General features: G+C 64.8%; 21 protein-coding genes. 7 read left to right on the forward strand and 14 right to left on the reverse strand.

All coding sequences use genetic code 11. The annotated features are described in order from the left end of the window. Positions 1-124 precede the first annotated feature (124 nt). Positions 125-640, reverse strand: coding sequence for a cupin domain-containing protein (locus tag QA645_RS34670; protein WP_283045708.1), 516 nt, complete (start codon positions 638-640; stop codon positions 125-127). A 127-nt stretch (positions 641-767) separates the two neighbouring features. Here QA645_RS34670 and QA645_RS34675 point away from each other — a divergent pair, with 127 nt between their 5' ends. Next, positions 768-986, forward strand: coding sequence for a CsbD family protein (locus tag QA645_RS34675; RefSeq protein WP_254129232.1), 219 nt, complete (start codon positions 768-770; stop codon positions 984-986). Between the two features lie 105 nt (positions 987-1,091). Here QA645_RS34675 and QA645_RS34680 read toward each other — a convergent pair whose 3' ends face one another. Both QA645_RS34680 and ggt read right to left on the reverse strand, forming a co-directional pair. Then, entirely contained in the window at positions 1,092-1,556 is a 465-nt protein-coding gene (locus QA645_RS34680) for an FKBP-type peptidyl-prolyl cis-trans isomerase (RefSeq protein WP_283045709.1), read from the reverse strand. A gap of 73 nt (positions 1,557-1,629) precedes the next feature. After that, on the reverse strand, positions 1,630-3,216 hold the full coding sequence (ggt, locus tag QA645_RS34685; protein ID WP_283045710.1) for a gamma-glutamyltransferase: 1,587 nt from the start codon (positions 3,214-3,216) through the stop codon (positions 1,630-1,632). A 196-nt stretch (positions 3,217-3,412) separates the two neighbouring features. Here ggt and QA645_RS34690 point away from each other — a divergent pair, with 196 nt between their 5' ends. Both QA645_RS34690 and QA645_RS34695 read left to right on the forward strand, forming a co-directional pair. Next, positions 3,413-4,180 carry a rhodanese-related sulfurtransferase gene (locus tag QA645_RS34690; RefSeq protein ID WP_283053473.1) on the forward strand — a complete coding sequence of 256 codons (768 nt, stop codon included), beginning with the start codon at positions 3,413-3,415 and terminating at the stop codon, positions 4,178-4,180. After that, positions 4,170-4,388 (forward strand): SlyX family protein, encoded by a 219-nt coding sequence (locus tag QA645_RS34695; RefSeq protein ID WP_283045711.1) that lies wholly within the window; start codon positions 4,170-4,172, stop codon positions 4,386-4,388. Before QA645_RS34690 ends, QA645_RS34695 begins: the two co-directional genes overlap by 11 nt. A gap of 6 nt (positions 4,389-4,394) precedes the next feature. Here QA645_RS34695 and QA645_RS34700 read toward each other — a convergent pair whose 3' ends face one another. Then, a complete protein-coding gene (locus tag QA645_RS34700) occupies positions 4,395-6,296 on the reverse strand; it encodes a diguanylate cyclase (RefSeq protein ID WP_254129228.1) in 1,902 nt (633 codons plus the stop codon). Between the two features lie 166 nt (positions 6,297-6,462). Further along, positions 6,463-6,678, reverse strand: a complete 216-nt coding sequence (locus QA645_RS34705; protein ID WP_254129227.1) for a hypothetical protein — start codon at positions 6,676-6,678, stop codon at positions 6,463-6,465. A gap of 112 nt (positions 6,679-6,790) precedes the next feature. Between QA645_RS34705 and hemE the strand changes: the two genes are divergently transcribed. Next, on the forward strand, positions 6,791-7,825 hold the full coding sequence (hemE, locus tag QA645_RS34710) for a uroporphyrinogen decarboxylase (protein ID WP_283045712.1): 1,035 nt from the start codon (positions 6,791-6,793) through the stop codon (positions 7,823-7,825). Between the two features lie 180 nt (positions 7,826-8,005). Here the strand turns inward: hemE and hemC are convergent, their stop codons facing one another. Genes hemC through QA645_RS34725 form a run of 3 tightly spaced genes read right to left on the reverse strand, consistent with a single transcriptional unit; the run spans position 8,006 to position 11,280 of the window. Beyond that, positions 8,006-8,986 (reverse strand): hydroxymethylbilane synthase, encoded by a 981-nt coding sequence (gene hemC, locus QA645_RS34715; protein WP_283045713.1) that lies wholly within the window; start codon positions 8,984-8,986, stop codon positions 8,006-8,008. Between the two features lie 24 nt (positions 8,987-9,010). Next, positions 9,011-10,636 (reverse strand): choline dehydrogenase, encoded by a 1,626-nt coding sequence (locus tag QA645_RS34720; protein ID WP_283045714.1) that lies wholly within the window; start codon positions 10,634-10,636, stop codon positions 9,011-9,013. A gap of 53 nt (positions 10,637-10,689) precedes the next feature. Next, positions 10,690-11,280, reverse strand: coding sequence for a TetR/AcrR family transcriptional regulator (locus QA645_RS34725; protein ID WP_254129223.1), 591 nt, complete (start codon positions 11,278-11,280; stop codon positions 10,690-10,692). 100 nt (positions 11,281-11,380) lie between these two features. Between QA645_RS34725 and QA645_RS34730 the strand changes: the two genes are divergently transcribed. Then, positions 11,381-11,746 carry a nuclear transport factor 2 family protein gene (locus QA645_RS34730; RefSeq protein WP_254129222.1) on the forward strand — a complete coding sequence of 122 codons (366 nt, stop codon included), beginning with the start codon at positions 11,381-11,383 and terminating at the stop codon, positions 11,744-11,746. Between the two features lies 1 nt (position 11,747). On the opposite strand, the gene QA645_RS34735 is transcribed toward QA645_RS34730, so the two are convergent. Further along, the gene (locus QA645_RS34735; protein WP_283045715.1) at positions 11,748-12,392 is read right to left on the reverse strand and encodes an Isoquinoline 1-oxidoreductase subunit; all 645 of its coding nucleotides are present in this window, start codon (positions 12,390-12,392) and stop codon (positions 11,748-11,750) included. Positions 12,393-12,484: 92 nt separating this feature from the next. After that, positions 12,485-16,864 (reverse strand): autotransporter domain-containing protein, encoded by a 4,380-nt coding sequence (locus QA645_RS34740; RefSeq protein WP_283045716.1) that lies wholly within the window; start codon positions 16,862-16,864, stop codon positions 12,485-12,487. Between the two features lie 273 nt (positions 16,865-17,137). Between QA645_RS34740 and QA645_RS34745 the strand changes: the two genes are divergently transcribed. Together QA645_RS34745 and QA645_RS34750 are read left to right on the forward strand one after the other, a co-directional pair. Continuing rightward, entirely contained in the window at positions 17,138-17,278 is a 141-nt protein-coding gene (locus QA645_RS34745; RefSeq protein WP_254192239.1) for a hypothetical protein, read from the forward strand. A gap of 356 nt (positions 17,279-17,634) precedes the next feature. Further along, positions 17,635-19,596, forward strand: coding sequence for an EAL domain-containing protein (locus QA645_RS34750; RefSeq protein WP_283045717.1), 1,962 nt, complete (start codon positions 17,635-17,637; stop codon positions 19,594-19,596). Positions 19,597-19,602: 6 nt separating this feature from the next. On the opposite strand, the gene QA645_RS34755 is transcribed toward QA645_RS34750, so the two are convergent. The 4 genes from QA645_RS34755 to pgm form a co-directional block, all read right to left on the reverse strand. After that, positions 19,603-20,583 carry a PDR/VanB family oxidoreductase gene (locus QA645_RS34755; protein ID WP_283045718.1) on the reverse strand — a complete coding sequence of 327 codons (981 nt, stop codon included), beginning with the start codon at positions 20,581-20,583 and terminating at the stop codon, positions 19,603-19,605. A gap of 10 nt (positions 20,584-20,593) precedes the next feature. After that, positions 20,594-21,355, reverse strand: coding sequence for a GntR family transcriptional regulator (locus tag QA645_RS34760; protein ID WP_254129216.1), 762 nt, complete (start codon positions 21,353-21,355; stop codon positions 20,594-20,596). 5 nt (positions 21,356-21,360) lie between these two features. Continuing rightward, a complete protein-coding gene (locus QA645_RS34765) occupies positions 21,361-22,410 on the reverse strand; it encodes an aromatic ring-hydroxylating dioxygenase subunit alpha (protein ID WP_283045719.1) in 1,050 nt (349 codons plus the stop codon). A gap of 301 nt (positions 22,411-22,711) precedes the next feature. Further along, the gene (gene pgm, locus QA645_RS34770; protein ID WP_283045720.1) at positions 22,712-24,358 is read right to left on the reverse strand and encodes a phosphoglucomutase (alpha-D-glucose-1,6-bisphosphate-dependent); all 1,647 of its coding nucleotides are present in this window, start codon (positions 24,356-24,358) and stop codon (positions 22,712-22,714) included. Positions 24,359-24,481: the final 123 nt, after the last annotated feature.

The following is a 24,481-nucleotide window of genomic DNA, read 5'->3' on the forward strand; positions in this document are numbered from 1 at the left end:
AAGCTCCTTGGGCTGGGTCTGCCCAAGGACGGATGGCTGAGCGGCCATCCGACACGGCTTCCGAAATATTTTTCCGATCGCGAGCTGCGGGGTTCTGTCGCACCGAACCCCGCGCGCTTCGGCCTTACTTCTTCTCGTTCGGATCCCGATGGACCGGATCGATCCACAGCACTGTCTCGGGCTTTTCGACCGGCTCGATGTCGAGATTGATCGCGACCGCCTCGCCGTCGCTGCGCACCAGCACGCATTCCAGCACCTCGTCGGCGCTGGCATTGATCTCCTGGTGCGGCACGTAGGGCGGCACGAAAATGAAATCGCCGGGACCGGCCTCGGCAGTGAACTGCAGGCTCTCGCCCCAGCGCATCCGCGCCTTGCCCTTCACCACATAGATGACGCTTTCGAGATGACCGTGGTGATGCGCGCCGGTCTTCGCATCCGGCTTGATGCTGACCGTGCCCGCCCACAATTTCTGTGCGCCGACGCGGGCGAAATTGATCGCAGCCGCGCGATCCATGCCTGCCGTCGACGGAACGTTGGTATCGAGCTGATTGCCGGGAATGACGCGCACCCCGTCATGTTTCCAGCGATCGTCGTGATGATCGTGGTCATGGTGGGAATGCGAATGGTCATGGCCGGTCATGTGTCTTGCTTTCTGTTGGTTCCGTGCGTGCGAAAGTAACCAAAGGCCGCCTATCAAGCCATACCAAAATCGGAACCCTCATAGCCGCCCAGCGTTGTTATTCCGAGCAATCTGGAAGGAGAGTTTCATGGGTAGCACGAGCGACAAGATCAAGGGCACCGCCAACGAAGCCATCGGCAAGGCCAAGCAGGGCATCGGTGAAGCCACCGGTTCCGAGCGTCTTCAGGGCGAAGGCGTAGTCCAGGAGGTCAAGGGCAAGGGCCAGAAGGCCATGGGCGACGCGAAGGATGCCGCAAAGGAAGCAATCGATCGCGCCGCTGCGGCGGCTCGTCGCGCGGCCGAGTAACGCGCGCAGCTTAAAAATGAAAAGACCGGCCGAGAGGCCGGTCTTTTTGTTTGTGCCGATCTCGATCCGTCATGGCCGGGACATGCCCGGGCATGACGAGAAGGGTCACTTCACCGCGAGCAGTTCGACGTCGAACATCAGCGTCGCGTTCGGCGGGATCACGCCACCCGCGCCGCGCGCGCCGTAGCCGAGCTGCGGCGGGATGATCAGCGTGCGCTTGCCGCCGACCTTCATCGTGGCAACGCCCTCGTCCCAGCCGGCGATGACGCGGCCCTTGCCGATCGGGAATTCGAACGGCTCGTTGCGATCGACGGACGAGTCGAACTTCTTGCCCTTCTGGCCATTCTCGTAGAGCCAGCCGGTATAGTGCATCACGCAAATCTGGCCGGGCTTCGGCGAAGCGCCGGTGCCGACGACGCTGTCGATGGTCTGCAAGCCTGAAGCTGTGGTCATGGGTTTTCCTGCGGTCTGGGCCGATGCCGTGGTGGAGAGGAATGTCGATACGCCCGCGATCAAAGTGATCGCGAGGGCCGACATGATGGCGAGGAGTGCGCGCTGAAAACGCTGCATAGAACACCTTCCGTTTGAGGCGGAAGGTGTCTAGCGCAATGCGGTGGTCGTTTCCAGTCCTCGAGACCTTCGATCAATAGCCCAGCGCGCAGCCGTCCTTGCGCGGATCGGAACCGCCGGTGAGCGTGCCCTTGTCCCAGTCGATCCAGATCGCCTGAGCGCCGCCGAGCGGGCCGACCACGCTGGTGGTCTTGTGGCCGAGCTTCTTCAGGCCCTCGACGACATCGGCCGGCACGCTGTCCTCCAGCTGATACTGGCCCTCGTAGTGCAGGCCGCGCGGCATGTCGATCGCCTCCTGCACGTCACAGCCATAGTCGAGAATATTGGTCAGCAGGTGAGTCTGGCCGGTCGGCTGGTATTGACCACCCATCACGGCAAACGACATCGTGGACCGGCCGCCCTTGGTGAGCAGGCCCGGCATGATCGTGTGCAGCGGCCGCTTGCCGCCCTCGATGCAGTTGGGATGACCCGGCTGGATGCGGAATCCGCCGGCGCGGTTCTGGAACAGGACGCCGGTCTTGTTCGAGACGATCGCCGAGCCGAACGAATGCGCAACCGAGTTGATGAACGAGCAGACGTTGCGGTCCTTGTCCACCACCGTGATGTAGATGGTCGACGGATTCATCGGCGGCGCGACATTCGGCAGGTCGAGCATGCCGTCCATTCGGATCTTGCTGATGTATTCGTCGGCAAAGCCCTTCTCGAGCATCTCGGCGACGTTGATCTTCATGTGCTCGGGAGAGGCAACGTGCATCTCGCGGTTCATGTAGGCGATGCGCGCAGCTTCCGCTTCGAGATGAAAACGCTCGACGCTCACGGGGGCGTATTTGGTGAGGTCGAAGCGCGACAGGATGTTGAGCATCAACAGCGCGGTGACGCCCGGGCCGTTCGGCGGGCACTGCCAGACGTCGTAGCCCTTGTACGCGGTGCCGATCGGCGTCGTCGTCTCGGTGGTGTGCGCGGCGAAATCGTCGAGCGTGTGCAGACCGCCGATGCCGCGCAGGGTCTCGACCATGTCCTCCGCGATCGCGCCCTTGTAGAAGGCGTCGCGGCCGTCCTTGGCGATGGCACGCAGCGTCTTGCCGAGTTCGGCCTGGCGGATGACGTCGCCGGCGACCGGCGGCTTGCCGCCCGGCAGCAGGTAGCGCACGGTGTTGGTGCCGCCCTTCAGCTTCTCGAACTGGTTCTTCCAGTCGAACGCGATGCGGGGGGCGACGACATAGCCTTCTTCCGCCGCCTTGATCGCAGGCTGCAGCAAACGGTCGAAGCCGAACTTGCCGTGGTCGCGCAGCACGGTCGCGAAAGCGTCGATCACGCCGGGGATCGAGACCGCATGGGCCGAGGTCAGTGGCACGGAATTGATCTTGCGCTCGAGATACCAGTCGGCGTTGGCCGCCTTCGGCGCCCGGCCGGAGCCGTTATAGGCGATGATCTTGCCCTCGCCGCGCGGTTGGATCAGCGCAAAGCAATCGCCGCCGATGCCGGTCGATTGCGGCTCGATCACGCCGAGTATCGCCGAACCCGCCACCGCCGCGTCCACCGCCGTGCCGCCCTCGCGGAGCACCTCGATCGCGGCAAGGGATGCCTGCGGATGCGAAGTCGCGACCATCGCGTTGGTGGCGTGGACCGTGGACCTGCCGGGGAAATGGAAGTTTCTCATCGAAGTTTTGCTCTCTCAGGGCCGTCTAGGCTAAGTCTTGGGGCGCGCGCGGCGCCATCTCGAAAAACCGGGTCTTCATGACACATTCCGGGGCGCCCGGGCAATGCTGGCATACCAGGGAAATGGCTGCCATTCGCTGGGAATAGAGCTGTCGGTTGCGGGTTTTCTGGGCGCCGGCCGCCTGCTAAACGGGCGCATGATTTACAAGGTCTGCGCCTTCTACCAATTCGCCGCCCTGCCCGACTACCGCGAACTGCGCGAGCCGCTGCGCGCGTTCTGCGCCGGCCTTTCGCTGAAGGGCAGCGTGCTGCTGGCCCAGGAGGGCATCAACGGCACGATTGCGGGCGCGCCTGAGGCCATCGACGCCTTCGCTCACGAGCTCGCGCATGGGGCGATGTTCGGCGGCCGGCTGAACAATCTCGAGCTGAAGTGCTCGACCGCGGAAACCATGCCGTTCGGCCGACTCAAGGTGCGGCTGAAGAAGGAGATCGTCACGCTCGGCGATGCAGCCGCCGATCCGACCCGGCAGGTCGGCACCTATGTCGATGCCGCCGAATGGAACGCGCTGATCGCCTCACCCGACACGCTGGTGCTCGACACCCGCAACGCCTTCGAGGTGGCGATGGGCACGTTCGAGGGTGCGGTCGACCCGGACATCAAGAGCTTTGGCCAGTTCAAGGATTTTGCCGCCGCGAAGCTCGATCCCGCAAAACATCGCAAGATCGCAATGTTCTGCACCGGCGGCATCCGCTGCGAGAAGGCGAGCGCGCATCTGCTGGCCCGCGGCTTTGCCGAGGTCTATCACCTCAAGGGCGGCATCCTGAAATATCTGGAAGAGGTGCCGGAGGCGCACAGCCGCTGGCGCGGCGAATGTTTTGTGTTCGACGAGCGCGTCGCCCTTGGCCATGGCCTGCGCGAACGAGGTCTGCGCGAACAGGAATTGGGGCACGCACGTGACGAATGACATCAAGACGCTCGCCGAGCGCATCGACACGCTGGAGACGCGTCTTGCCTATCAGGACGACACCATCGAGACGTTGAACCAGACCATCACCGCGCAGTGGAAGCAGATCGATGTGCTGACGCGGCAGCTGGCGCAGCTCAACGAGCGACTGCAGGAGGCCGAGGCGAATGCGCCGGGCCCCACCAATGAGCGCCCTCCGCATTATTGAGTGATATTACTGACCGGATGCCTTCAGCAGGCTCATGACCTCGCCCGACATCATCAGACGATCGCGGCCGCCGGCCTTGGCGGCGTAGAGCGCGCGGTCGGCGGATTCCACCAGCGATCCCGCACCCGCGGTGCGCTCGAATGAGGGGCGGCAGGCCGCGCCGCCGATCGAGACGGTGACGCATGGCGCCACCGCACTGGAGACATGAACGAGGCCTGCGTCGTGGACGGCGCCGCGGATCCGCTCGCCGATCCGGGCGCAGCCGGCGGCATCGGTGTTCGGCAGCAGCATGGCGAATTCCTCGCCGCCGTAACGCGCCGCGAGATCGCCGACCCGCTGCATCTCGGCTGCGATGATCTTGGCGACCACGCGCAAGCAGGCGTCACCGGCGGGATGGCCATATTCGTCGTTGTAGGACTTGAAGTGATCGACGTCGATCATCAGGAGGCCGAGGCTGGAGCGGTCACGATAGGCGCGCGCCCATTCTTCCTTCAGCCGCTCGTCGAAGCGGCGGCGATTGGCAAGCCCGGTAAGGCTGTCCTCGATCGCGAGGGTCTCGAGCCGGGTCTCCAGTTTCTTCTGCTCGGAGATGTCGCGCGAGATCGCGACCACGCCGTCGACATTGCCGTTGTCCTTGCGCGTGACGCGCATGGTCGATTCCAGCCAGACCTCGGACTTCTGCCGGTGCACGTTGCGATAGGTGAGGCGCGCTTCGTCCGTGTCGCCGCGCTTCATGGCATCGACAATGGCCTGCACGTGCGGCCGGTCCTCCGGATGGATGCCGGCGAGCGCGTCGGTGCCGATCAGCTGATTGGGGCGCCAGCCGACGACCTGATTGGACGATGGCGAAACGTAGCGCAGCCGCTCGTCGAGCCCGATGCGGGTGACCATGTCGCTGGAGCCTTCGGCGAGCAGCCGGAAATGCGCCTCCTTCTCGATCAGGGCCGCCGCCATGCGCTGGCCGCGCTGCAGCTGCCGCACCAGCACCGCGCCGATCACCGCGATCAGCATCACCAGCGCGACCACGTACAGCATGCGGGAGATCGCAGCAGCCCGCCATGGCGCAAGCAGTTCGTCCTTGTCGACGGTTGCGAGCAACACCAGCGGGTAACGGCCGGAGCGCTTGAAGAAGCTGACGCGCTCGGCGCCGTCGAGCGGCGACTTGAAATGATAGGCGCCAAACGGCCGTTGCAGGCTGGCGTCGCGGAACAGCGCGGTGTCGGCGACGCTGCGGCCGACGAACTTTTCGTTGTTCGGGTTGCGCGCGATGATCATGCCGTCGCCGTACATCAGCGTCACGGAGCTGTTGCGGCCGATCTCGAACTGCTCGTAGAAATGCGACAGATATCGGGAGCCGATGGCCGCGAGCACCACGCCGCCGAAGCTGCCGTCCGGCTTGTTGAAGCGGCGCGACAGGGTCACGACCCATTCGCCGTCGACGAGGCTCTTCACGGGACGGCCGACATAGGGCTCGCGCTTGGGCGAGAGCTGATGATGACGGAAGAACGTATCGTCGCTGAGCGTCGAGGCGATCGTGCCGGGCGAGGTCAGCCAGTTGCCCTGGTCGTCGATGATGGCGAGGCTGTGGACGCGCTCCATCGCTTTCTTGCGCGCCTCGAGGAGGGTACGCAGCTTGTTGATCGTCGCGGGATCGGCGCCATCCATCTCCAGCCGGCTGACGACGCCAACGACGCCGGAATCCAGCAGATCGAGGCTGTCCTCGGCATGCTGCGTCAACGAGCGGGCGACGTTCGCCATCTCGGTCTCGGCGCCCTTGAGCACCGCATCCCGCGCGGCCCATTCACGCCAGCCGCTGACGCCGAGGATCGCCACGCAGGTGAGCACGACGAACGCCGCCGCGCGCAGCGGCAGGCGGCTCCATCCGGCTCTCTGGGAGGCGAGGTTCATGCGGCAGAATTCTCCAATAGTCGGAAACTCTGCCGCTTCTCTTATTGAACCCTGAAGCGCCCGGGCGGATTCGCATTCATCTACGGGGTTTTCCGTACTCCTACGGACCGGGGCTTCCGCAGATCACTAACAAGGTCTTATCAAGCCTATCGGAAACCGGCGGCCGCTAGCTGAAGATCGACTTAACCTTGTCCCAGAGCGAGGGATTGTCGGCATCCGCATCGGCCTTCGACGGCGTCGGCTGCGTGGCGCTCACGGGATCGGAGGCGGGGAAGGTATCTTCCAGCCCGGTGTCGAGCTTGGCGTGGCGATCGGCCGCGAGCGCCTCGTGCAGATTGTCGGCGTGCTTGTCGTGCGGCGCGGGGTTGAATGTCTGAGCCATGGAATTCCTCCTCCATTGGCAGGGTCAACGCGGCGCAATTGCGCTGGTTCCCCTGTTCCGCTCGGGCCGCGCACGGTGTATCAGGAACCTCAAAACTGCATCAGGACCATTCGTGCCCCAGTCTGCGACAAAGCCCTTCATCGACGTGCTCTCCGGCCAGCGGCAAGCCGTCCCGCCCCTCTGGATGATGCGGCAGGCCGGCCGCTATCTGCCGGAGTATCGCGAGGTGCGCGCCAAGGCCGGCGGCTTCCTCGATCTCTGCTTCGATCCGGAGTTCGCCGCCGAAGTGACGCTGCAACCGATCCGGCGGTTCGGCTTCGATGCGGCGATCATCTTCTCCGACATCCTCGTGATCCCCTACGCGCTCGGCCGCTCCGTGCGCTTCGAAGTCGGCGAAGGCCCGCGGCTCGAGCCGCTGGACGATCCGGCCAAGGTGGCGACGCTCGCCGCGCAGGCCGACTTCGGCAAGCTCCAGCCGGTGTTCGAGGCACTGAAGATCGTGCGCGGCGCGCTCGATCCGAAGATTGCGCTGATCGGCTTCTGCGGCGCGCCGTGGACGGTTGCGACCTACATGGTCGCGGGCCATGGCACGCCGGACCAGGCACCGGCGCGGATGATGGCCTATCGGCATCCGGAGGCATTTGCGAAGATCATCGACGTGCTGGTCGACAACTCGATCCAATATCTGCTCGCGCAACTCGACGCCGGCGCCAACGCGCTGCAGATCTTCGACACCTGGGCGGGCGTGCTGCCGCCGGCCGAGTTCGCGCGCTGGTCAACCGAGCCGACCCGCCGCATCGTCGAAGGCGTGCGCGCCAAAGTGCCGGATGCGAGGATCATCGGCTTTCCGCGCGGCGCCGGCGCGCAGCTGCCTGGTTACGTCGAGGCGACCGGTGTCGACGCGGTCAGCATGGACTGGACCGCCGAGCCCGCCTTCATCCGCGAACACGTTCAGAGCAAGGTCGCCGTGCAGGGCAATCTCGATCCGCTGGTGCTGATCACGGGTGGCGCGGCGCTCGACCGTGCGGTCGACAATGTGCTCGCGAATTTTTCGCAAGGCCGCTTCATCTTCAACCTCGGCCACGGCATCCAGCCGGAGACGCCGATCGCCCATGTCGAGCAGATGATCAAGCGCGTACGGGGGTAAAAAAATTCCGCCCGTCAGGGGGCGGAAATCAAAACCGCGAAAACAACCCCATGCACAGTAGAAATCGTTGAAGGATTTCGCTTCGCGCGGGTTGAGCACCTCGCGCACCGACATTTGACACGTCGGGCAAAACAGGCGCACGATGACACTATCCCGACGATCGTGATTTCGCAACAACGCCTAGCGCGGCCGGCTGCGCTCGATGATTTCGGCGGCGCCCTTCCCGAGCAGATCGAGTCCCACGGCACGGCCGAGCTCACGCGGGCGATTGGCGGGGCCGGTGCGTGCGGCTTCGATGATGGTGTTGCCGGAGAGATCGAGCACGGATGCGGTGAGCGACATCTGATCGCCGGCGATGGTCGAAAAACCCGCGACAGGCGAATTGCAGTGGCCGTTCAGCACCCACAGCACCTCGCGCTCGGCATCGGCGCAGGCATGCGCGTCGGCGTCGTCGATCGATGACAGGATTTGTCGCGTGTGCCAGTCCTGCGCGGCGCATTCGACGGCGACGATGCCCTGCCCCGCGGCCGGCAGCATCTCCGCCGCCGTGAACTCATAGGCAATGCGGCTGGAAAGACCGACGCGATCCAGACCCGAGCGCGCCATGATCAGCGCGTCCGCGGGCCCCACCGCGCCGCCATCCGGCAGCTTCTGCATTTCGCCATTGTCGAGCTTTCGCACGCGCGTGTCGGCGGCACCGCGGAAGTGAATGACTTCAATGTCCGGAAACAACCGTCGCGCATAAGCGGCGCGGCGGACAGCATTGGTGCCGATTTTAAAACCCTTGCCGCGCGACTGGCGCAGCGCTTCCAACGTCATGCCATCCCGCAGCACCAGCGCATCGCTCGCGGGATCGCGCGACAGCGTGGCGCCGATGATGAGGCCCGGCGTGTCCTCGTTGCCGGGCATGTCCTTCAGCGAATGCATCGCCGCCTGCAATTCGCCCGCCAGCACCGCCGCGCGGATCTGCGCGACGAAGGCGCCGCCCTTGCCGCCATGGGGCAGCAGCTTGCTGGTCTGGTCGAGATCGCCCGTGGTGTCGAACTTGACGATCTCGACGTCGAGGCCGGGCACGGCAGCGGTCAGGCGGCGCGCAATCTCGTCCGTCTGGGCCAGGGCCATCGCGCTCTTGCGGGTGCCGATCTTGAATCGCGGTGCCAAGTCCAAATCCTCTCCAACGCGAATTTATCGCGCATCCTGCAATATCATATCGGACGCCTTCTCCGCGATCATGATGATCGGCGCGTTGGTGTTCCCCGAGACGAGGTCCGGCATGATCGAACCGTCGACGACACGAAGGCCCTCGAGCCCCCTCACCTTCAGCCGCTGGTCCACCACCGCGAGCGCGTCGTTGCCCATACGACAGGTCGAGGTCGGATGGTAGATGGTGCTGCCGCGCTCGCGGCAATAATCCAGAATTTCGGCATCCGTGGATACCTTCGCGCCGGGATCGTACTCGCTGACCACGAACGGTTTCATCGCCGGTGCGTTCAGGATCCTGCGCAGGATCTTGATGCCCTCGACATTGGTGGTGCGGTCGGTCTCGGTCGACATGTAATTGATGCGGATCTCCGGCGGCACCGTCGGATCCGCGCTCTTGATACGCAAGGAGCCGCGGCTCTCGGGCCGGAGCTGGCAAACAGATGCCGTGAAGCCGGAAAAATCATGCAGCCGCTCGCCCATCTTGTCGGTCGAGAACGGCAGGAAGTGCACCTGGATGTCCGGTGAAGCGAGCCGCGGATTGGTCTTGAAGAACGCGCCGGCCGTGCCGGCCGCGATCGTCAGCCAGCCTTTCCGGAACAGCGCATAGCGCGCGCCCGCCAGCGTGCGGCGAAGCGGATTGTTGACGGTGTCGTTCAGCGTGATCTTCTGCGAGCAGCGCATCACGATGCGGACCTGCATGTGGTCCTGGAGATCGTGGCCGACGCCCTGCGCATCCAGCACCACGTCGATGCCGTGCCTGCGCAGGAGATCGGCGGGCCCGACGCCGGAGAGCTGCAGGAGCTGCGGCGAGTTGTAGGCGCCGCTCGACAGCACGACCTCTTTTCGCGCCCGCGCGCGGCGTACATTCGCGCCTTGCCGATATTCGACGCCGACCGCACGACGGCCCTCGAACAGCACGCGCTGGCCGAGCGCTTCGGTCTCGACCTTGAGATTGCTGCGGCTCTTCGCCGGGCCGAGATAAGCCACCGCCGTCGAGGCGCGGCGGCCGTTGCGCGTCGTGGTCTGGAACAGGCCGACGCCTTCCTGCGTGGCGCCGTTGAAATCGGGATTGTAGGGCAGACCGGTCTCGACCGCGGCGTCGATGAAACCTTTCGACAGCGGATCGGTCACGACCATGTTGGAGACCGGCAGCGGCCCGTCGGTGCCGTGATATTGATCGGCGCCGCGCGTCTGGTTCTCCGCCTTCTTGAAATAGGGCAGCACGTCGTCATAGCCCCAGCCGGCATTGCCGTGCTGGCGCCAGCGATCGTAGTCTTCGTGCTGGCCGCGAACGTAGAGCAGGCCGTTGATCGAACTCGAGCCGCCGAGCGTTTTTCCACGCGGCTGGAACACCTGCCGACCCTTCAGCTCGGGCTCCGGCTCGGTCTGGTACATCCAGTTGACGGTCTTTTCCTTGAACAGCTTGCCGTAGCCGAGCGGCACGTGTATCCAGATGTTGGAATCCTTGGGGCCGGCCTCGAGCAACAGCACGCTGTGCTTGCCATTCGCAGACAAGCGATTGGCGAGCACGCAGCCGGCGGAGCCGGCGCCGACGATGATGTAGTCGAACTCGGGATCGGATGGCGCGAGGGCGGAATTTGCGTTCATGCGCTACGCTTCTTCTTGTTGGTGTGGGCGTTTCCGGTTCGTCACTAGCACGATCATGCCCGCAGACGCAGCGCCTCGACCAGCGACTTGAACGCACGGGCATATTCCGCACCTGCCCTTGCGATATCGGCGCGTCCGGCGCAGGCGACCGCGGCCTCGGTCACCGCGCCGAGCAGCAGCCGCGCCAACGGCTCGACCGGCTGCTTTGCGATCAGGCCCATCTCCATCGCCACCGAGAGCGCGCGCGGCATCTTGCCGCCAAAATGCTTTGCGTCGATCTCGCGCCAGCGCTCCCAGCCGAGCACGGCGGGACCGTCGCGCAGGATGATCTGGCCGGTCGGGCCTTTGGCGGTCGCGGCAAAATAATGCTGGGTGCCGGCGACCATCGCGGCCAACACGTCCTTCTCGGCGCGTGCGGCACTGTCGATCTCAACGACGAGATCGCGCGAGACGAGGTCGAACACGGCCTCAAATACCGCCTCCTTGGTCTTGAAGTGATGATAGACCGCGCCCTTGGCGATGCCGGCCGCTTCGGCGATCGCGTCCATGGTGGTGGCGGCAAAGCCCTGCGTCCCGAACAACCGGCGCGCCGCCGTCAGGATCGCCTCCGAAGTCGCTGCCCGCCGCTCCGCCTGTTTTGCCATGAGTCCCATCTAATCCAATTCGTCTCACGCGGCCAGTTGACTTTTCGACCGCCGGTCGGTATTTACCGACTAACAGTCGGTTTTAATCGTGAGGACCATCATGCCGAGCCGTGACATCGTCGAAGAATTTGCGAAGCGCCTCGAGAACGGAGACTTTATCGGCGCGATCGAGGACTACTGCACACCCGATGCCGTGACCTATGAGAACAACACCGCACCGACGGTTGGCCGCGACGCTCTCGTTACCAAGGAGCGCGGCGTGCTGGCGATGTCCAAAGAGGTGAAGGCCGTCCGCGTCGGGCCGAGCCTGATCGAGGGCGATAAAGTCGCCACGCGCTGGATCTTCAGCTTCACCAACACTGAAGGTGTCACGCGCAATTTTGAGGAGATCGCCTGGCAGACCTGGCGTGGCGAGCAGATCGTCGAGGAGCGGTTCTTCTACGATCCGAAGCAGCTCGGGCGGTAAGCTAGCGCGGACACTCCGCGCCGCTGTCGATCCACGCTTGCACGAGCTCGCCAGCAGCCTGTTGGCTGCCGGGAGCCGGCCTGCGACCTTCGCCGGGATTCCAGGCCCAACCGACGAGATCGTCCTTGGCGACATGCTCCTGCAACGCGGCGAGGTCGCGGCCGCCGTTGGCCTGGACATCCTTCAACTGGCGGCAGATCTCACCCAGTGACTTGCCTTGCCACGCCATCGACATCGGCGCAAAGCCCCATCGCGGATGACCGGGAATGCTTCGGTATGAAGCCGCCTCGAGCAGCGTGACGTTGTGAGAGCCATGGCAGCCCGAGCAGTTGGCCTCGAAATGCCCGGTCTCGGCCCGCCAGATCGGCGGCATGTGCTCGTGAAAATCGTCGCCCTGCGTTGGATGGTCGCCCGCCGGGTGGCAGTTCATGCAACGCGGATTCATGACCACCTTGCCGATTTCGTTGAAGATCGCGCGCGAGCGCTCGCTTGTGTTCGAGATCGACGAAAAATCGGCAGGACTTTTCAGCGGAGCGCTTGTCGATGATTGATCCGCGCCGACGGGCCGCGCAAAGGCCGCAACTGCCGCGAGGGCAACAATCACGAGACGTGCAGCACGAGCGGCTGATTTGGGCGCATCGGTCATGAGACCTTAATGGCCGCCCTCTCCTTTGGTTCCTGTCTTTCGCCGGGACGCCGACGTCCGGACGCCGGCTCGTGACCCTCAAGCCCGCAGCCTTACCAAGCGTAACGCACCACGCCCTTTCCGGCATAGCTGCGCGTGACGTTGGAGAACTCGCCCTCGAACGTGGCGGCCGCCGACCAGCCGTTCAGCCATTTCTTCTCGGCCGCGGCGGTGACCAGCGCCGTCTCCGAGGCCATCGCCGCGCCGTTCACGACGAAGCTCGCGCCGGGCAAGGTCTGGAACGTGGCGCCGATCGCGCGGTTGGGGTTGAAGTCGTGCGCCCATGCGACGCGGCCGCGCAGCGTGACGATGCCGTCGTCCTGAGCGAAGGCCTTGTCGGTGCGAAGGCCGAGCTCGCTCCGTGTATCGGTGACGCTCTTGGCGCCATAGGCGAGCGCGAACTGGTTGCTGCCCGCGATCGCCTGTTCAGCATAAGCCGGCAGGTCGAAGGCGGTGACCTGCGCCGCCGCATACGGCGTCAGGCCGATGCCCTGCGAGACGAAGCGATAGCCGCCCTCAAGCCGGCCTGACCAGGCATTGGCATTGAACTCGGCGCGCAGGCGATCGACGCCGGCGACGGTCACGGTGCGATCGGTGGTGATGTCCTGCCAGCCATAGGCCAACGCGCCCGTGATGTAGGCGGGACCCGCGTTGTGGCGGAAGAACGCGCCGGCCTGGAACAGGTCGGAGCGCCCGCCGCCGAGATTGTTGGCAACCGTGAAATTGGTGCCGCCACCTGCAAGTGCGAAACCGAGCAGCGTGTCACGCGACACGCGATAGTCCGCGCCGACGGCGGTCGCGTAAAGGCTGCTGGTGGTGTTGTTGGAGCCGAGTGCATTGTTGCCGTCGGTCTGCTGCGCACCGCCGAAGCCGGCGGCCCAGACGCTCCAGCGCTGCTCGAAGGACGGCGCCACCGGAGCCTTGGTGTAGGCGGCGAACGCGTCGCGCGCGCTGGCCGAACGTCCCTTCCCGGCGGCGGCGTAAGCCAGGCTCTCTTCGGCATAGGCATTCGGTGCGCCGCCGGCGCTGACGGGATCACCGCGTCCGGCGACGAAGGGGTCCGTCATCACGCCCATGAACTGGGTCATCGCGTTGAACGTCGACTGCTGCGGCGCGCTGCCGACCTCGCCGGAGAGCTGCGTCAGCCCGGCCGGCGTCAGGCCGCCGAACGCCATCGAGATCCCGCCGGTCGTGTTGAAGAAGTTGATGATCGCGTTACCGACGTTCTGCTGGTTGACGTTCAGGTTTCCTGACGGCGGTGCAAAGTTCAGCACGAGGTTCAGATAGGCGTGGGTGCCGTCGTTGCTCGCGCTGATGCTAAAACCCGCAGGCAGGCCAAGGCTGAGGATGGTGGGATTGAACGCGCCAGTGATGCTGCTCGCGGCGACGACCGTGTATTGCTTCGAGACGTAGCTGCCGGCCGCGAAGTTGATGCCCAGCGTCGCGCCGCCGAGATTCGCGTTACCGGTTACGATGCTGGAGGTGGACGTCGCCGGCGTCACCTCCACGAGATAGGTCGAGGCCGCGGTCATGACGAGGCTTCCCGTCACGGTCATGGACCCGCCGACCACGCCCTGGCCCGGCGCGAACAAGCCACCATTGACGGTGACATTGCCCACCATACCGACGCCCGAAAGTGCGCCCGCGGCGTTCACCGTCGTCATCGACGAGCTGGCAATCGAACCATCGACCCTGAGCGTGCCACCGTTGACCGTGGTCGTGCCGCTGTAGCTGCTGGTGCCCGACAGCGTCTCCGCGCCGCTGGACAGGACCAGATTGCCGGCGCCCTGCATCGCACCGCCAAAGGTCTGCGTGCCACCCGCGATCGTCAACGTCTTGGCGCCGAGGTTCACGGTGCTTCCGCTCACACCCGAGAAATCCGTAATCGAAAGACCGGTGGTGACGCCGGAGATATCGAGCGTTCCCGCCGCATTGGTGAGGCTCACCGCGCCGCCGATGGTCCCGCTGCCGGTCACGAACACCGTGCCGCCGGAGATCGTCGCCGCGCCGCTGATCGTGGCGTCATTGTTGAAGGTGCCGCCATTGTTGTTCAGCGTCGTGATCGAGCCGGTGCCGTTGTTGTTGAACGTTCCGGACGTGTTGGTCACGCCAGCCATCGTGCCGCCGTTGCCCACCGTGCCGCCGTTGTTCGTGGTGGCGCCCTGAACAGTGCCGAAGTTGTTGAACGTGCCGCCCGTCAGACCGAGGGTGCTCGCAAACGTACCGGCATTCTGCACGGTGCCTGAAGACACGGTCGCAGCGCCCGTGACCCTGCCCTGATTGTCGTTCTGGAAGAGGCCGCCATTGTTGGTCAGCGTCGTGATCGTGGCGTTGTTATTGTTGTTGAACGTTCCGGAGATGTTGATCGCGCCGGCCATCGTGCCGTTGTTGTTCACCGTGCCGCCGTTGTTCGTCGTCGCGCCCTGGACCTGGCCGCCGGTGTTGTTGGTGAACGAGCCGCCGGTCAGGCCGAGCGTGCTGGAGAACGTGCCGGCGTTGGTCACGCTGCCCGCGGAGATCGTCGCCGCGCCGGAGACCGTTGCGCCGGTATCGTTGGTGAAGGTGCCGCCATTGTTGTTCAGCGTCGTGATCGAGCCGCCGGTGTTGTTGCCGAACGTTCCGGAGGCGTTGGTCACCCCCGCCATCGTACCGTAGTTGCCCACCGCGCCGCCATTGTTCGTCGTCGCGCCCTGGACCACACTGCCAGAATCATTCTCAAACGAGCCGCCCGTCAGCCCGATCGTGCTCGCAAACGTACCTTGGTGATTTACCACGCTGCCTCCAGATATAGTCGCAGCGCCGGAGACCGTCCCTAAACTATAGAAGCTGCCGCCGCTATTGGTCAGCGTCGTAATCGAACCGGTGTCGTAGTTGGTGAAACTCCCGAACGAGTTGGTCACGCCGGCCATCGTGCCGTAGTTGGTCATCCCACCGCCGCTGTGCGTCGTCGCGCCCAGGACCTGGCCGTCGGCGGCGTTCGTGAAAATGCCGCCGGTCGCGTCAAGCGTGCTGGCGAATGTGCCGTGGTTCAACGTGATGTTTGAAGCAGAGATCGACACCGCGCCGGAGACCGTTGCACCTGCGTAGTTGCGGAAATTACCATCGCTGGCCGTCACCGTCGCGATCGTGCCACCGTTGTTGTTGTTGAGCGTTCCCGCGTTGATGGTCACTCCGGCCATCGTGCCGTTGTTGTTCACCGTGGCGAAGCTCATCGTGGTCATCCCCTGGACCTGACCGCCCGCGTTGTTGGTGAACGTGCCGCCGGTCAGGCCGAGCGTGGAGGAAAACGTGCCGGCGTTGGTCACGGTGCCGCCGGAGATCGTCGCCGCGCCGGAGACGGTCGCGCCGCTCTCGTTGGTAAACGTGCCGGCATTGTTGGTCAGCGTCGTGATCGAACCGCCGCTCTGGTTGTCGAACGATCCGGTGTTGGTCACCGCGCCCATCGCACCGCTGTTGGTGACGATGCCCGCGTTGCTCAGGTTGCCGGTCACGGTACCGCCGCTGTTCACGATCGTCGCGTTGGCGTTGTTGGTCAGGCCGCCGTTGGCGTTGAGGGTCGAGCCGGCGCTTACCGCGATGCCTCCGGCCGGATCGGTGCCCGAGTTCGTGATCAGTCCAGCGACGGTGTAAGAGCCGCTGGAAAAAAACAGGACAGACGAGGTGGTGCTGTTGGTGAACGTGCTGTCGCTGGTGACCGTGCCGAAGATTTCGAAGAGACCGCCGGTGCTATTGTCGATCGCGCCGTTGAAGGCGCCGGCATGGGCGCCGACCGAGTTAATATTGGTCAGCCCGCCATTGGTTGAACCGGCAAACTGAATATAACCACCCGAATTGATCAAGCCGCCGTTCAGCGTGCCCGAATTGCGCGTGACGCCGTTGTTGTCGAGGCCGCCATTCTGCGTGCCGGTGTTTTCGTAGGTCGCGAGGCTGTTCGTGACGGAAACGGCAGACGTCAGGGTGCCACTGTTGGCGAGGGTGCCGGCCGAGACACTCGTCGTCGTGAACGAGTTGGTCCCACTCAGCGTCAGCGTGCTGGCGCCGGCCTGCGAGATGCCCGCTCCCGTCATGTTGTTGCTGATCGAGATGCTCTGACCGGTATTGGCGTTGTTGACGAGGTTCGGTCCGGCGCCATTGAAGTTCACGTCGGCGCCCGACAAAGCGTAGTTGCTGGCGTTTGCCCCGAACGTCCACGAATCCGGGGTGATCGGGCCGGCAGTGACCGTGATGGTCGTACTGCCCCCTCCCGTGAATTGAGCTGACTGGCCGGCATTGATTGGCGGAGCGCCCGCCGGCGGATTCGACCAGTTCGTGTCGAGATTGTAATCGCTGGTGGCTGTCGAGTTGCCGAAGCCGTGCCACACACTCTGGGCCTGTGCCGAAACCGAAAACAGGCAGCTCGCCAGCGCCGAGGTCGCGAGCAGCAGACGCTTCATTCCCATTCCAACCACCGGCATTCCAGCATTCCAAGTCGCGCCTGGATTGATAGGGGGAACCGATGGTTCACACTATGTCGGCGCGGCAACACTCTGCGGCAATCCGATACCAATCGTCGTATTTCGACGCACAAAGGTGCGATGAGAGCGCGCTCGTGCGCTGGCTGAGAACGCGCAACAGCTCGCAAACATTTCCTCGACAATCCGTTCGCGTGCCCGGTCGACCGCGTCCGTCATCGCCTTTCCGCTCGGCGTGACGGCGGCTTCGCTGACATGGCGATCGGCTTCGCTGGCGTGCCGCCTGACCAGGCCGAGGCTTTCCGGGTGCGTCCCGACGGCTACATCGGCGCCTTCGTCGGCTCCGAGCAGACCGATACGCTCACGCATTTTCTGGCCGAGCAGGGGCTGGTCTGATTGAGACTCGCGTCCCGAACACCGCTGTCATCGCCCGGCCTTATGCGCAATTGCCCATCAGGACCGGGCGATCCAGTACTCCGAGACCGTCGCGATTCCTCGATAGACCACGGCGTACTGGATGCCCCGCCTTCGCGGGGCATGACAGCGGAGTGAGTGGCGGACGCTCGGCCTATCGTTACAGCCGTAACGCGGAGCGCCGCATTTGTATCGATTTGTTATCGATACTGCGACACGAACACGCAGAAGTGGTCGCGGCGACTGCGGCAATCGGGGATAATTCATAGTTCGTCAAAGTTTTGCGGTGAATTTTCCGGATCGAGCCGGACAAACGGCTCATGCTGCTAGGCCCTGGAATGCGGACTCAACTGACCAACTATGTCGCAAGGCTGTTTGCCGGCGATCTGTCAGCCTTTGGCGGTCCCGCAACCGACGAAGCCGTCGCCGGCCATATCCGCGCGGAACAGATGTCGCTGGTGCTCGGCTATTCCGTCGGCATCATGCTCGCCAATGCCTGCAACGCCACCGTGCTCGCCATTGCGCTGTGGCAGTCACCGGACCGCATCCCTGCCCTGATCTGGGCCATCGCTGTCGCCGGCGCCGCGATTGCGTTCGGCCTGCAATCCCACGCCTCGCGCCGGATCACAAAGCCGCAATTCGTCTCCCGCCGCGCCATGCACCGGCTGGTGCGCAATGCCTTCGTGCTCGGCACTGCCTGGGGCATCGTCCCCGTCGCCTTCTTTGCAAATGCTTCGACCGGCGGCCAGCTCGTCATCACCTGCCTGTGCTCGGGCATGCTGGCCGGCGGCGCGCTCGCCTTCGCCACCATCCCGATCGCGGCCATCGCGTTCACTGCCCCGATCTTCGTCGGCATCGCCATCTGCCTCAGCCGGAACGGCGACCTCGCCTTCCTGCTGATCGCTTTCCTGGTCGTGGTCTATGGCAGCGTGCTGCTGCGCGGCGTGTTCGTCAATTCGATCGGATTTGCACGGCGGGTGATGCGGCAGATCGAGGCCGAGCGCATCGTCCGCCAGGACCCCCTCACCCATTTGCCCAATCGCGTCGCCTTCAACGAGACGCTCGATGGCGCGCTGAAGCGGCTTGCGCTGTCCGGCGAGGAATTCGCCGTGCTGCTGCTCGACCTCGACCGCTTCAAGGAGGTCAACGACCGCTTCGGCCATCCCGCCGGTGATGAATTTTTGGTGCAGGTCGCAAGCCGGCTGCAACGCTGCACCCGCGCGGCCGAGCATGTCGCCCGCATCGGCGGCGACGAGTTCGCGCTGGTGATGGCCAATCTGGCGCGGCCCGAAGATGCGCTCGAGATCGCCGAGCGCTTCGTCGCGGCCTTTGCCGAACCGTTGCTGATCGAGGGCTGCGAGATCGTGGGCGCGACCAGCGTCGGCATCGTGCTGGCGCCGCGCGACGGCAACACGCCGCTCGACATCATGAAGAATGCGGACGCCGCGCTTTATCGCGCCAAGAAGGCCGGCCCCGGCACGGTCTGCTTCTTCGAGGAAGCCGACGACAGGGCCTCACGCGACCGCAAGGCCCTGCAAGCGGACCTCGCCGGCGCCGTCGCGCGCAACGAGCTGTTTCTGGTGTTCCAGCCGTTCCTCGATCTCGGCAACAACCGCATCACCGGTTTCGAGGCGCTGCTGCGCTGGCAGCATCCCGCGCGCGGCCTGGTGCCGCCGAGCGAGTTCATCCCGATCGCCGAAGAGACCGGGCTGATCCACGAGATCGGCGAATGGGTGATCCGCCGCGCCTGCGCGACGCTGTCAGACTGGCCGGAGAACATCCGGGTCGCCGTGAATTTCTCGGCGGCGCAGTTTCACAACGCGAGCATCCTCCAGACCATCGTGCAGGCGCTGGCCGACGCCAGGGTCGCGCCGCACCGGCTCGAGATCGAAATCACGGAATCGATGCTGCTGTCGAAATACGGCTCGGCCGCCTCGATCCTGAATGCGCTGCTCGAGCTCGGCGCCACGGTAGCGCTGGATGATTTCGGCACCGGCTTCTCGTCGCTGACATACCTGCGCAAGCTGCCGTTCAGCCGCATCAAGATCGACCAGTCCTTCATCCGCGACATGCTGGTGCAGCCGGACTGCGCCGCGATCGTGAAATCGGTGATCTCGCTGGCGCGCGACCTCAACATCGACGTCGTCGCCGAAGGCGTCGAGACCGCCGACCAGCTCGAATATCTGCGCCAGATCGCCTGCGACGAGGTGCAGGGCTATTTGATCGGCCGGCCGGTGTCGGCCGATGGCGTGCAGGCGCTGCTCAACTCGAAGAAGCTGCGGGCGATTTTCGCGGCGTAGGCCGCCTCAGACCGCATCCGCCCGCAACAGCGTATCCACCGTGATCGTCCCGCGCGCCCGCGAAACGCAGGCGCAGATCTTCTGGTTGCTGCTCTTCTGGTGATCGCTGAAGAAGACGTCGCGATGGTCGATCTCGCCGTCGACATCGACGACGTCGATGGCGCAGAGGCCGCATTCGCCGCGCTTGCAGTCGGATATCACCTCGAAGCCGCTGGCGTTGAGGACATCCAGCATCGAACGCTCGCGCGGGATTTCGAGCTCGACGTCGGAGCCCTTCAGGCGCACACGAAAGGTCTCGGTCGGCAGCGAGCCGCTGGAGCCGAAGGTCTCGTAGCGGAGATCGGGAAGCGGATGGCCGGCGCCGATCCAGGCGTGACGGGCGGCATCAAGCATGCGCATCGGGCCGCAGAACAGCGTCAGCGTGCCCTTCGGCAACGCGGCGAACAGCGTGTCGAGGTCGAGCCGCTTGCCTTCATCGCTGGCATGGACGACCAGGCGGTCACCGAGCAGGCGCGCGAGATCGTCGAGATAGGCAGCGTCAGCGCGACCGCGCACGGCGTAGTGCAGCGTAACGCTTGCACCGCGGCGCGCCAGCGCCTGCGCGGCACCGAGGATCGGGGTGATGCCGATGCCACCGGCGATCAGGCAATAGTTTTCGCGCGCCCAATCGACCGCGACGAGCGAGGCGGGCCGGGTGATGTCGAGCCGCGCGCCCGGCGCGAGCTGCCACATGTAGCGCGAGCCGCCGCGCGAATCCTCGGCGCGGCGCACCGCGATCCTGAAGCCCTGCGGCGAGGCTTCGCCGACCAGCGAATAGGACCGCGTCTCCGGTAAGCCGTCGATGGTGACGCTGACATTGATATGGCTGCCGACCGGATAGGCCGCGCCGTCGAATTGATCCGGCCGGATCAAGAATTCGCGGATGCCGGGCGAAAGATCGCGCGTCGACACCAGCGTCGCCGGAATCCAGGTTTCGATGAAGCGCATGGCATTGCCCTCAATCGGTTGCGGTCTTGATCAGCGCGAGCGCCGGCAGGAGATCGAGATGGGTGCGGTTGCGCAACGCGAGCCGCAAATTTCGCACCGCGAGCCGCGCGTGCTCGCGCATCACGGCTTCGGCGCGCGCACCCTCGCGGTTCTCGATGGCGTCGATCACGACGCGGTGGTGCTCCTGCCCGATGATCAGGATCTGCTGCGCCTCGGGCAGCGCCGACTGCGCCATCACGAAGCCGCTTGGAGACGCAAACGGCAGCGCCGAGGCACGGTCGATCTGCCGAACCAATGGCGGGCTGCGCGACAATTCGGTGAGCAGCGCGTGGAAGCGCGCGTTCAGCGCGACATAGGACGAGAAGGCTTCGATCGAGATCGGCACTTGCCGCAGCAGATCGTCGATCGCGGCGAGACACTCTTTCAGAGGTTCGAGCTCGCGCGCGGAGACGCCGCGCTCCGCGGCAAAGCGCGCGGCGAGGCCCTCCAGCGTGCCGCGCAGCTCGATGGAATCGGAAATGTCGCGCTCCGAAAACGCTTTCACCATGAAGCCACCGGAGGGGATCGCCTCCAGCAGGCCCTCCTCCTCCAGCCGCACCAGCGCCATGCGCACCGGCGTGCGCGAGGCGCCGGTGGTCTCCACCGCCTGCAGCTCGGAGATGCGCTCGCCCGGGCGCAAGGCGCCCGACAGGATCTGGTCACGCAGCGCGAGCTGCGCCTTCACGGTCTGCGAGACGGAGCGGTCGACCTCACGCTCGGGCGCTGCCTTCACCTGGATTACTCCGCGGCCTGGAGGTGTGTTGGCGGGTTTTCCTTCGCCACCATCCGGTCGATCAGCTTGCGCGTCCACATCGCGCCGGCGTCGATGTTGAGATTGTAGAAGATCCGATCCGGATTCTCGTCCATCGCGCGCTGCTGCGCTTCCAGGATCAGCTCGTCCTCGTGGAAAATGCCGGAGACGCCATCGCGGATCTCGGTGGTGATGCGCTGCTCGCCGATCTGGTAGTTGCGGACGAAGGCCCAGAAATAATGGCAGGTCTTTTCGGTCTCGGGCGTGATGGTGTTGAGCACGAAGCCGTTGACGCCCTGCGAGCGGTCGCCTTCGGGCGCGCCGGTGCCGGTTGGCGCGACGCCGACGTCGATGGCGATGGTGCACGGGGCCTCGAAGCGGATGATCTGCCAGCGGTCGACGAGGCCTCCCTTGCCGAGTTGCTTGGCCCAGAACGGCGGCGCCTCGATGCCGCGCATCCAGCGCGTCACCGTCACCGTCTTCTCGCCATGGGTGACATCGAACGGCGCTTCGGCGACTGCGTCATTGCCGATCGAGGAGCCATGCACGAACGTCTCGTGGGTGAGGTCCATGAGATTGTCGAGCACGAGGCGGTAGTCGCAGGCGACGCGGATGGTCTTGCCGTCGCCGGCCCAGGCCGGATCGTGATTCCAGTGCATGTCGGGCACGAGCGCAGGGTCGGCGAGCGCGGGGTCGCCCATCCAGAGCCAGATGTAACGATGACGTTCGACCACGGGATAGGCGCGCACGCAGGCCGACGGGTTGATGGTCTCCTGCGAGGGCATGAAGGTGCAGCGGCCCTGCGCATTGTATTTCAGGCCGTGATAGCCGCAGACGACGGTGTCGCCTTCGAGCCGGCCCTTGGACAGCGGCACCAGGCGGTGCCAGCAGGCATCCTCAAGAGCAGCGACCGAGCCGTCGGCCTTGCGGTACATCACGATGTGCTTGCCGCAGATCGTCCGCGGCAACAGCGCCGGCTTCACCTCCGCGTCCCACGCGGCGGCGTACCAGGCGTTCATGGGGAAGGGTTTTGTCACCGGCGATCTCCCAGGGCTTATGTATGCGTTATGTATACAATAGCGGAAGGATAGAATCGTTCAAGGGCAAAAATGCCTACCATAATACCTTTATGTATTCGGTATGGATACAAGAGCCTCGCTTACCCTCCCCTGGAGGGGGAGGGTCGGTGCGAAGCGCCGGGGTGGGGTGATCTCTCCATACGGGCACTGTTCATCGCGGAGGGACCTTCACCCCACCCCGCTGCGCATTTCGCTTCGCTGCATGCGCATCGACCCTCCCCCTCCAGGGGAGGGTAAAAGAGAAAGGCCGCCTCGGCCGTTACGCGCCGAACACCTTCGCCAGGCCCGCCTGCGCTTCCTGCTGAATCCGCTTCAGGTGCTCGGTGCTGCGGAAGCTCTCGGCGTAGATCTTGTAGACGTCTTCCGTCCCGGACGGCCGCGCCGCGAACCAGCCGAAATCCGTTTCGACCTTGATGCCGCCGAACGGCTGGCCGTTTCCGGGCGCCTTGCTCAGCGTGGAGCGGACGGGATCGCCGGCGAGATCTTTCAACCCGAGTTGTTCCGGTGTGACGGATTTCAGGATGTTCTTCTGCGGCCCGGTCGCGGCGACGTCGATGCGCGCGTAATGGGGGACGCCGAGCTCGGCGGTGAGATCATTGAACAACTGGCTCGGATCGCGACCGGTCTTGGCCATGATCTCGGCGGCGAGCAGGCCGAGGATGATGCCGTCCTTGTCGGTGGTCCACACCGTGCCGTCGCGGCGCAGGAACGAGGCGCCCGCACTCTCCTCGCCGCCGAAGCCGAAGCCGCCGCTGACGAGGCCGTCGACGAACCATTTGAAGCCGACCGGCGTCTCCACCAGCTTGCGGCCGAGCTTTTTCGCGACACGGTCGATGATCGAGCTCGACACCACGGTCTTGCCGATCGCGGCATCCTTGCTCCAGTGCGGCCGGTGCGCGAACAGATAGGAGATCGCGGTCGCCAGATAGTGGTTCGGATTCATCAGGCCGCCGGTGCGCGTCACGATGCCGTGGCGATCGGCATCGGTGTCGTTGGCAAAGGCGACGTCGAAACGGTCGCGCATCGCGATCAGGCTCGCCATCGCGTAAGGCGAGGAGCAGTCCATGCGGATCTTGCCGTCCCAGTCGACCGTCATGAAACGGAAGGTCGGGTCGATCGCCTCGTTCACGACGGTAGCCTTGAGGCCGTAGCGCTCGATGATCGGATGCCAGTAATGCACGGCGGCGCCGCCGAGCGGGTCGATGCCGATATTGATGCCGGCGGATTTGACGAGCTCGAGATCGACGACGTTGCCGAGATCGGCGACGTAGGGGGTGATGTAGTCGTAGGCATGAACGTTCGACGACTTCAGCGCCTTGGCGTAGTCGATGCGCTTCACGCCCTTGAGGCCATCGGCGAGATAGGCGTTGGCGCGCTTCTCGACGACACCGGTCACATCGGTGTCAGCCGGGCCGCCATTCGGCGGATTGTACTTGTAGCCGCCGTCCTCCGGCGGATTGTGCGAAGGCGTGACGACGACGCCGTCGGCCAAGCCCGATGTGCGGCCCTTGTTGTAGGTGAGGATCGCGTGCGAGATCACCGGCGTCGGCGTGTAGCCGTGGTCCTTGTCGATCATCACCTCGACGCCGTTCGCCGCGAACACCTCGACCGCACTCGCAAGCGCAGGCTCGGCCAGCGCATGGGTGTCGATGCCGATGAAGAGCGGACCGGTGAGGCCCTTCTCCTTTCGGTAGTCGCAGATCGCCTGCGTGGTCGCCAGGATATGGCCTTCGTTGAAGGTGTTCTTGAACGAGGTGCCGCGATGGCCCGAGGTGCCGAACGCCACCCGCTGCGCAGGATCGGCGACGTCGGGCTTGCCCGCGAAATAGGCCGTCACGAGCCGCGGAATGTTGGCGAGCGCGTCCGGCGAAACCAGCTTGCCCGCCGCGGGATGAATGTCAGCCACTGAAATATCCTCGTCCTGCCGTCCAGAGATTGCGCCACACCATAGCATCGGCGGGCCTTGCGCCAAACCACAACCCGCGCGATGGGGTGGCCGTTCCTGAGATCGTGCTATGGTGTTCTTTTA

The organism is Bradyrhizobium sp. CIAT3101 (assembly GCF_029714945.1).
Lineage (GTDB): Bacteria > Pseudomonadota > Alphaproteobacteria > Rhizobiales > Xanthobacteraceae > Bradyrhizobium.

What these genes read in the sequence shown, in the direction of transcription:
- QA645_RS34670 (WP_283045708.1), bottom strand. Translation starts at nt 640, where the DNA reads ATGACCGGCCATGACCATTCGCATTCCCACCATGACCACGATCATCAC.
- QA645_RS34675 (WP_254129232.1), top strand. Translation starts at nt 768, where the DNA reads ATGGGTAGCACGAGCGACAAGATCAAGGGCACCGCCAACGAAGCCATC.
- QA645_RS34680 (WP_283045709.1), bottom strand. Translation starts at nt 1,556, where the DNA reads ATGCAGCGTTTTCAGCGCGCACTCCTCGCCATCATGTCGGCCCTCGCG.
- ggt (WP_283045710.1), bottom strand. Translation starts at nt 3,216, where the DNA reads ATGAGAAACTTCCATTTCCCCGGCAGGTCCACGGTCCACGCCACCAAC.
- QA645_RS34690 (WP_283053473.1), top strand. Translation starts at nt 3,413, where the DNA reads ATGATTTACAAGGTCTGCGCCTTCTACCAATTCGCCGCCCTGCCCGAC.
- QA645_RS34700 (WP_254129228.1), bottom strand. Translation starts at nt 6,296, where the DNA reads ATGAACCTCGCCTCCCAGAGAGCCGGATGGAGCCGCCTGCCGCTGCGC.
- QA645_RS34705 (WP_254129227.1), bottom strand. Translation starts at nt 6,678, where the DNA reads ATGGCTCAGACATTCAACCCCGCGCCGCACGACAAGCACGCCGACAAT.
- QA645_RS34720 (WP_283045714.1), bottom strand. Translation starts at nt 10,636, where the DNA reads ATGAACGCAAATTCCGCCCTCGCGCCATCCGATCCCGAGTTCGACTAC.
- QA645_RS34725 (WP_254129223.1), bottom strand. Translation starts at nt 11,280, where the DNA reads ATGGCAAAACAGGCGGAGCGGCGGGCAGCGACTTCGGAGGCGATCCTG.
- QA645_RS34730 (WP_254129222.1), top strand. Translation starts at nt 11,381, where the DNA reads ATGCCGAGCCGTGACATCGTCGAAGAATTTGCGAAGCGCCTCGAGAAC.
- QA645_RS34735 (WP_283045715.1), bottom strand. Translation starts at nt 12,392, where the DNA reads ATGACCGATGCGCCCAAATCAGCCGCTCGTGCTGCACGTCTCGTGATT.
- QA645_RS34740 (WP_283045716.1), bottom strand. Translation starts at nt 16,864, where the DNA reads ATGAAGCGTCTGCTGCTCGCGACCTCGGCGCTGGCGAGCTGCCTGTTT.
- QA645_RS34745 (WP_254192239.1), top strand. Translation starts at nt 17,138, where the DNA reads ATGGCGATCGGCTTCGCTGGCGTGCCGCCTGACCAGGCCGAGGCTTTC.
- QA645_RS34750 (WP_283045717.1), top strand. Translation starts at nt 17,635, where the DNA reads ATGCGGACTCAACTGACCAACTATGTCGCAAGGCTGTTTGCCGGCGAT.
- QA645_RS34755 (WP_283045718.1), bottom strand. Translation starts at nt 20,583, where the DNA reads ATGCGCTTCATCGAAACCTGGATTCCGGCGACGCTGGTGTCGACGCGC.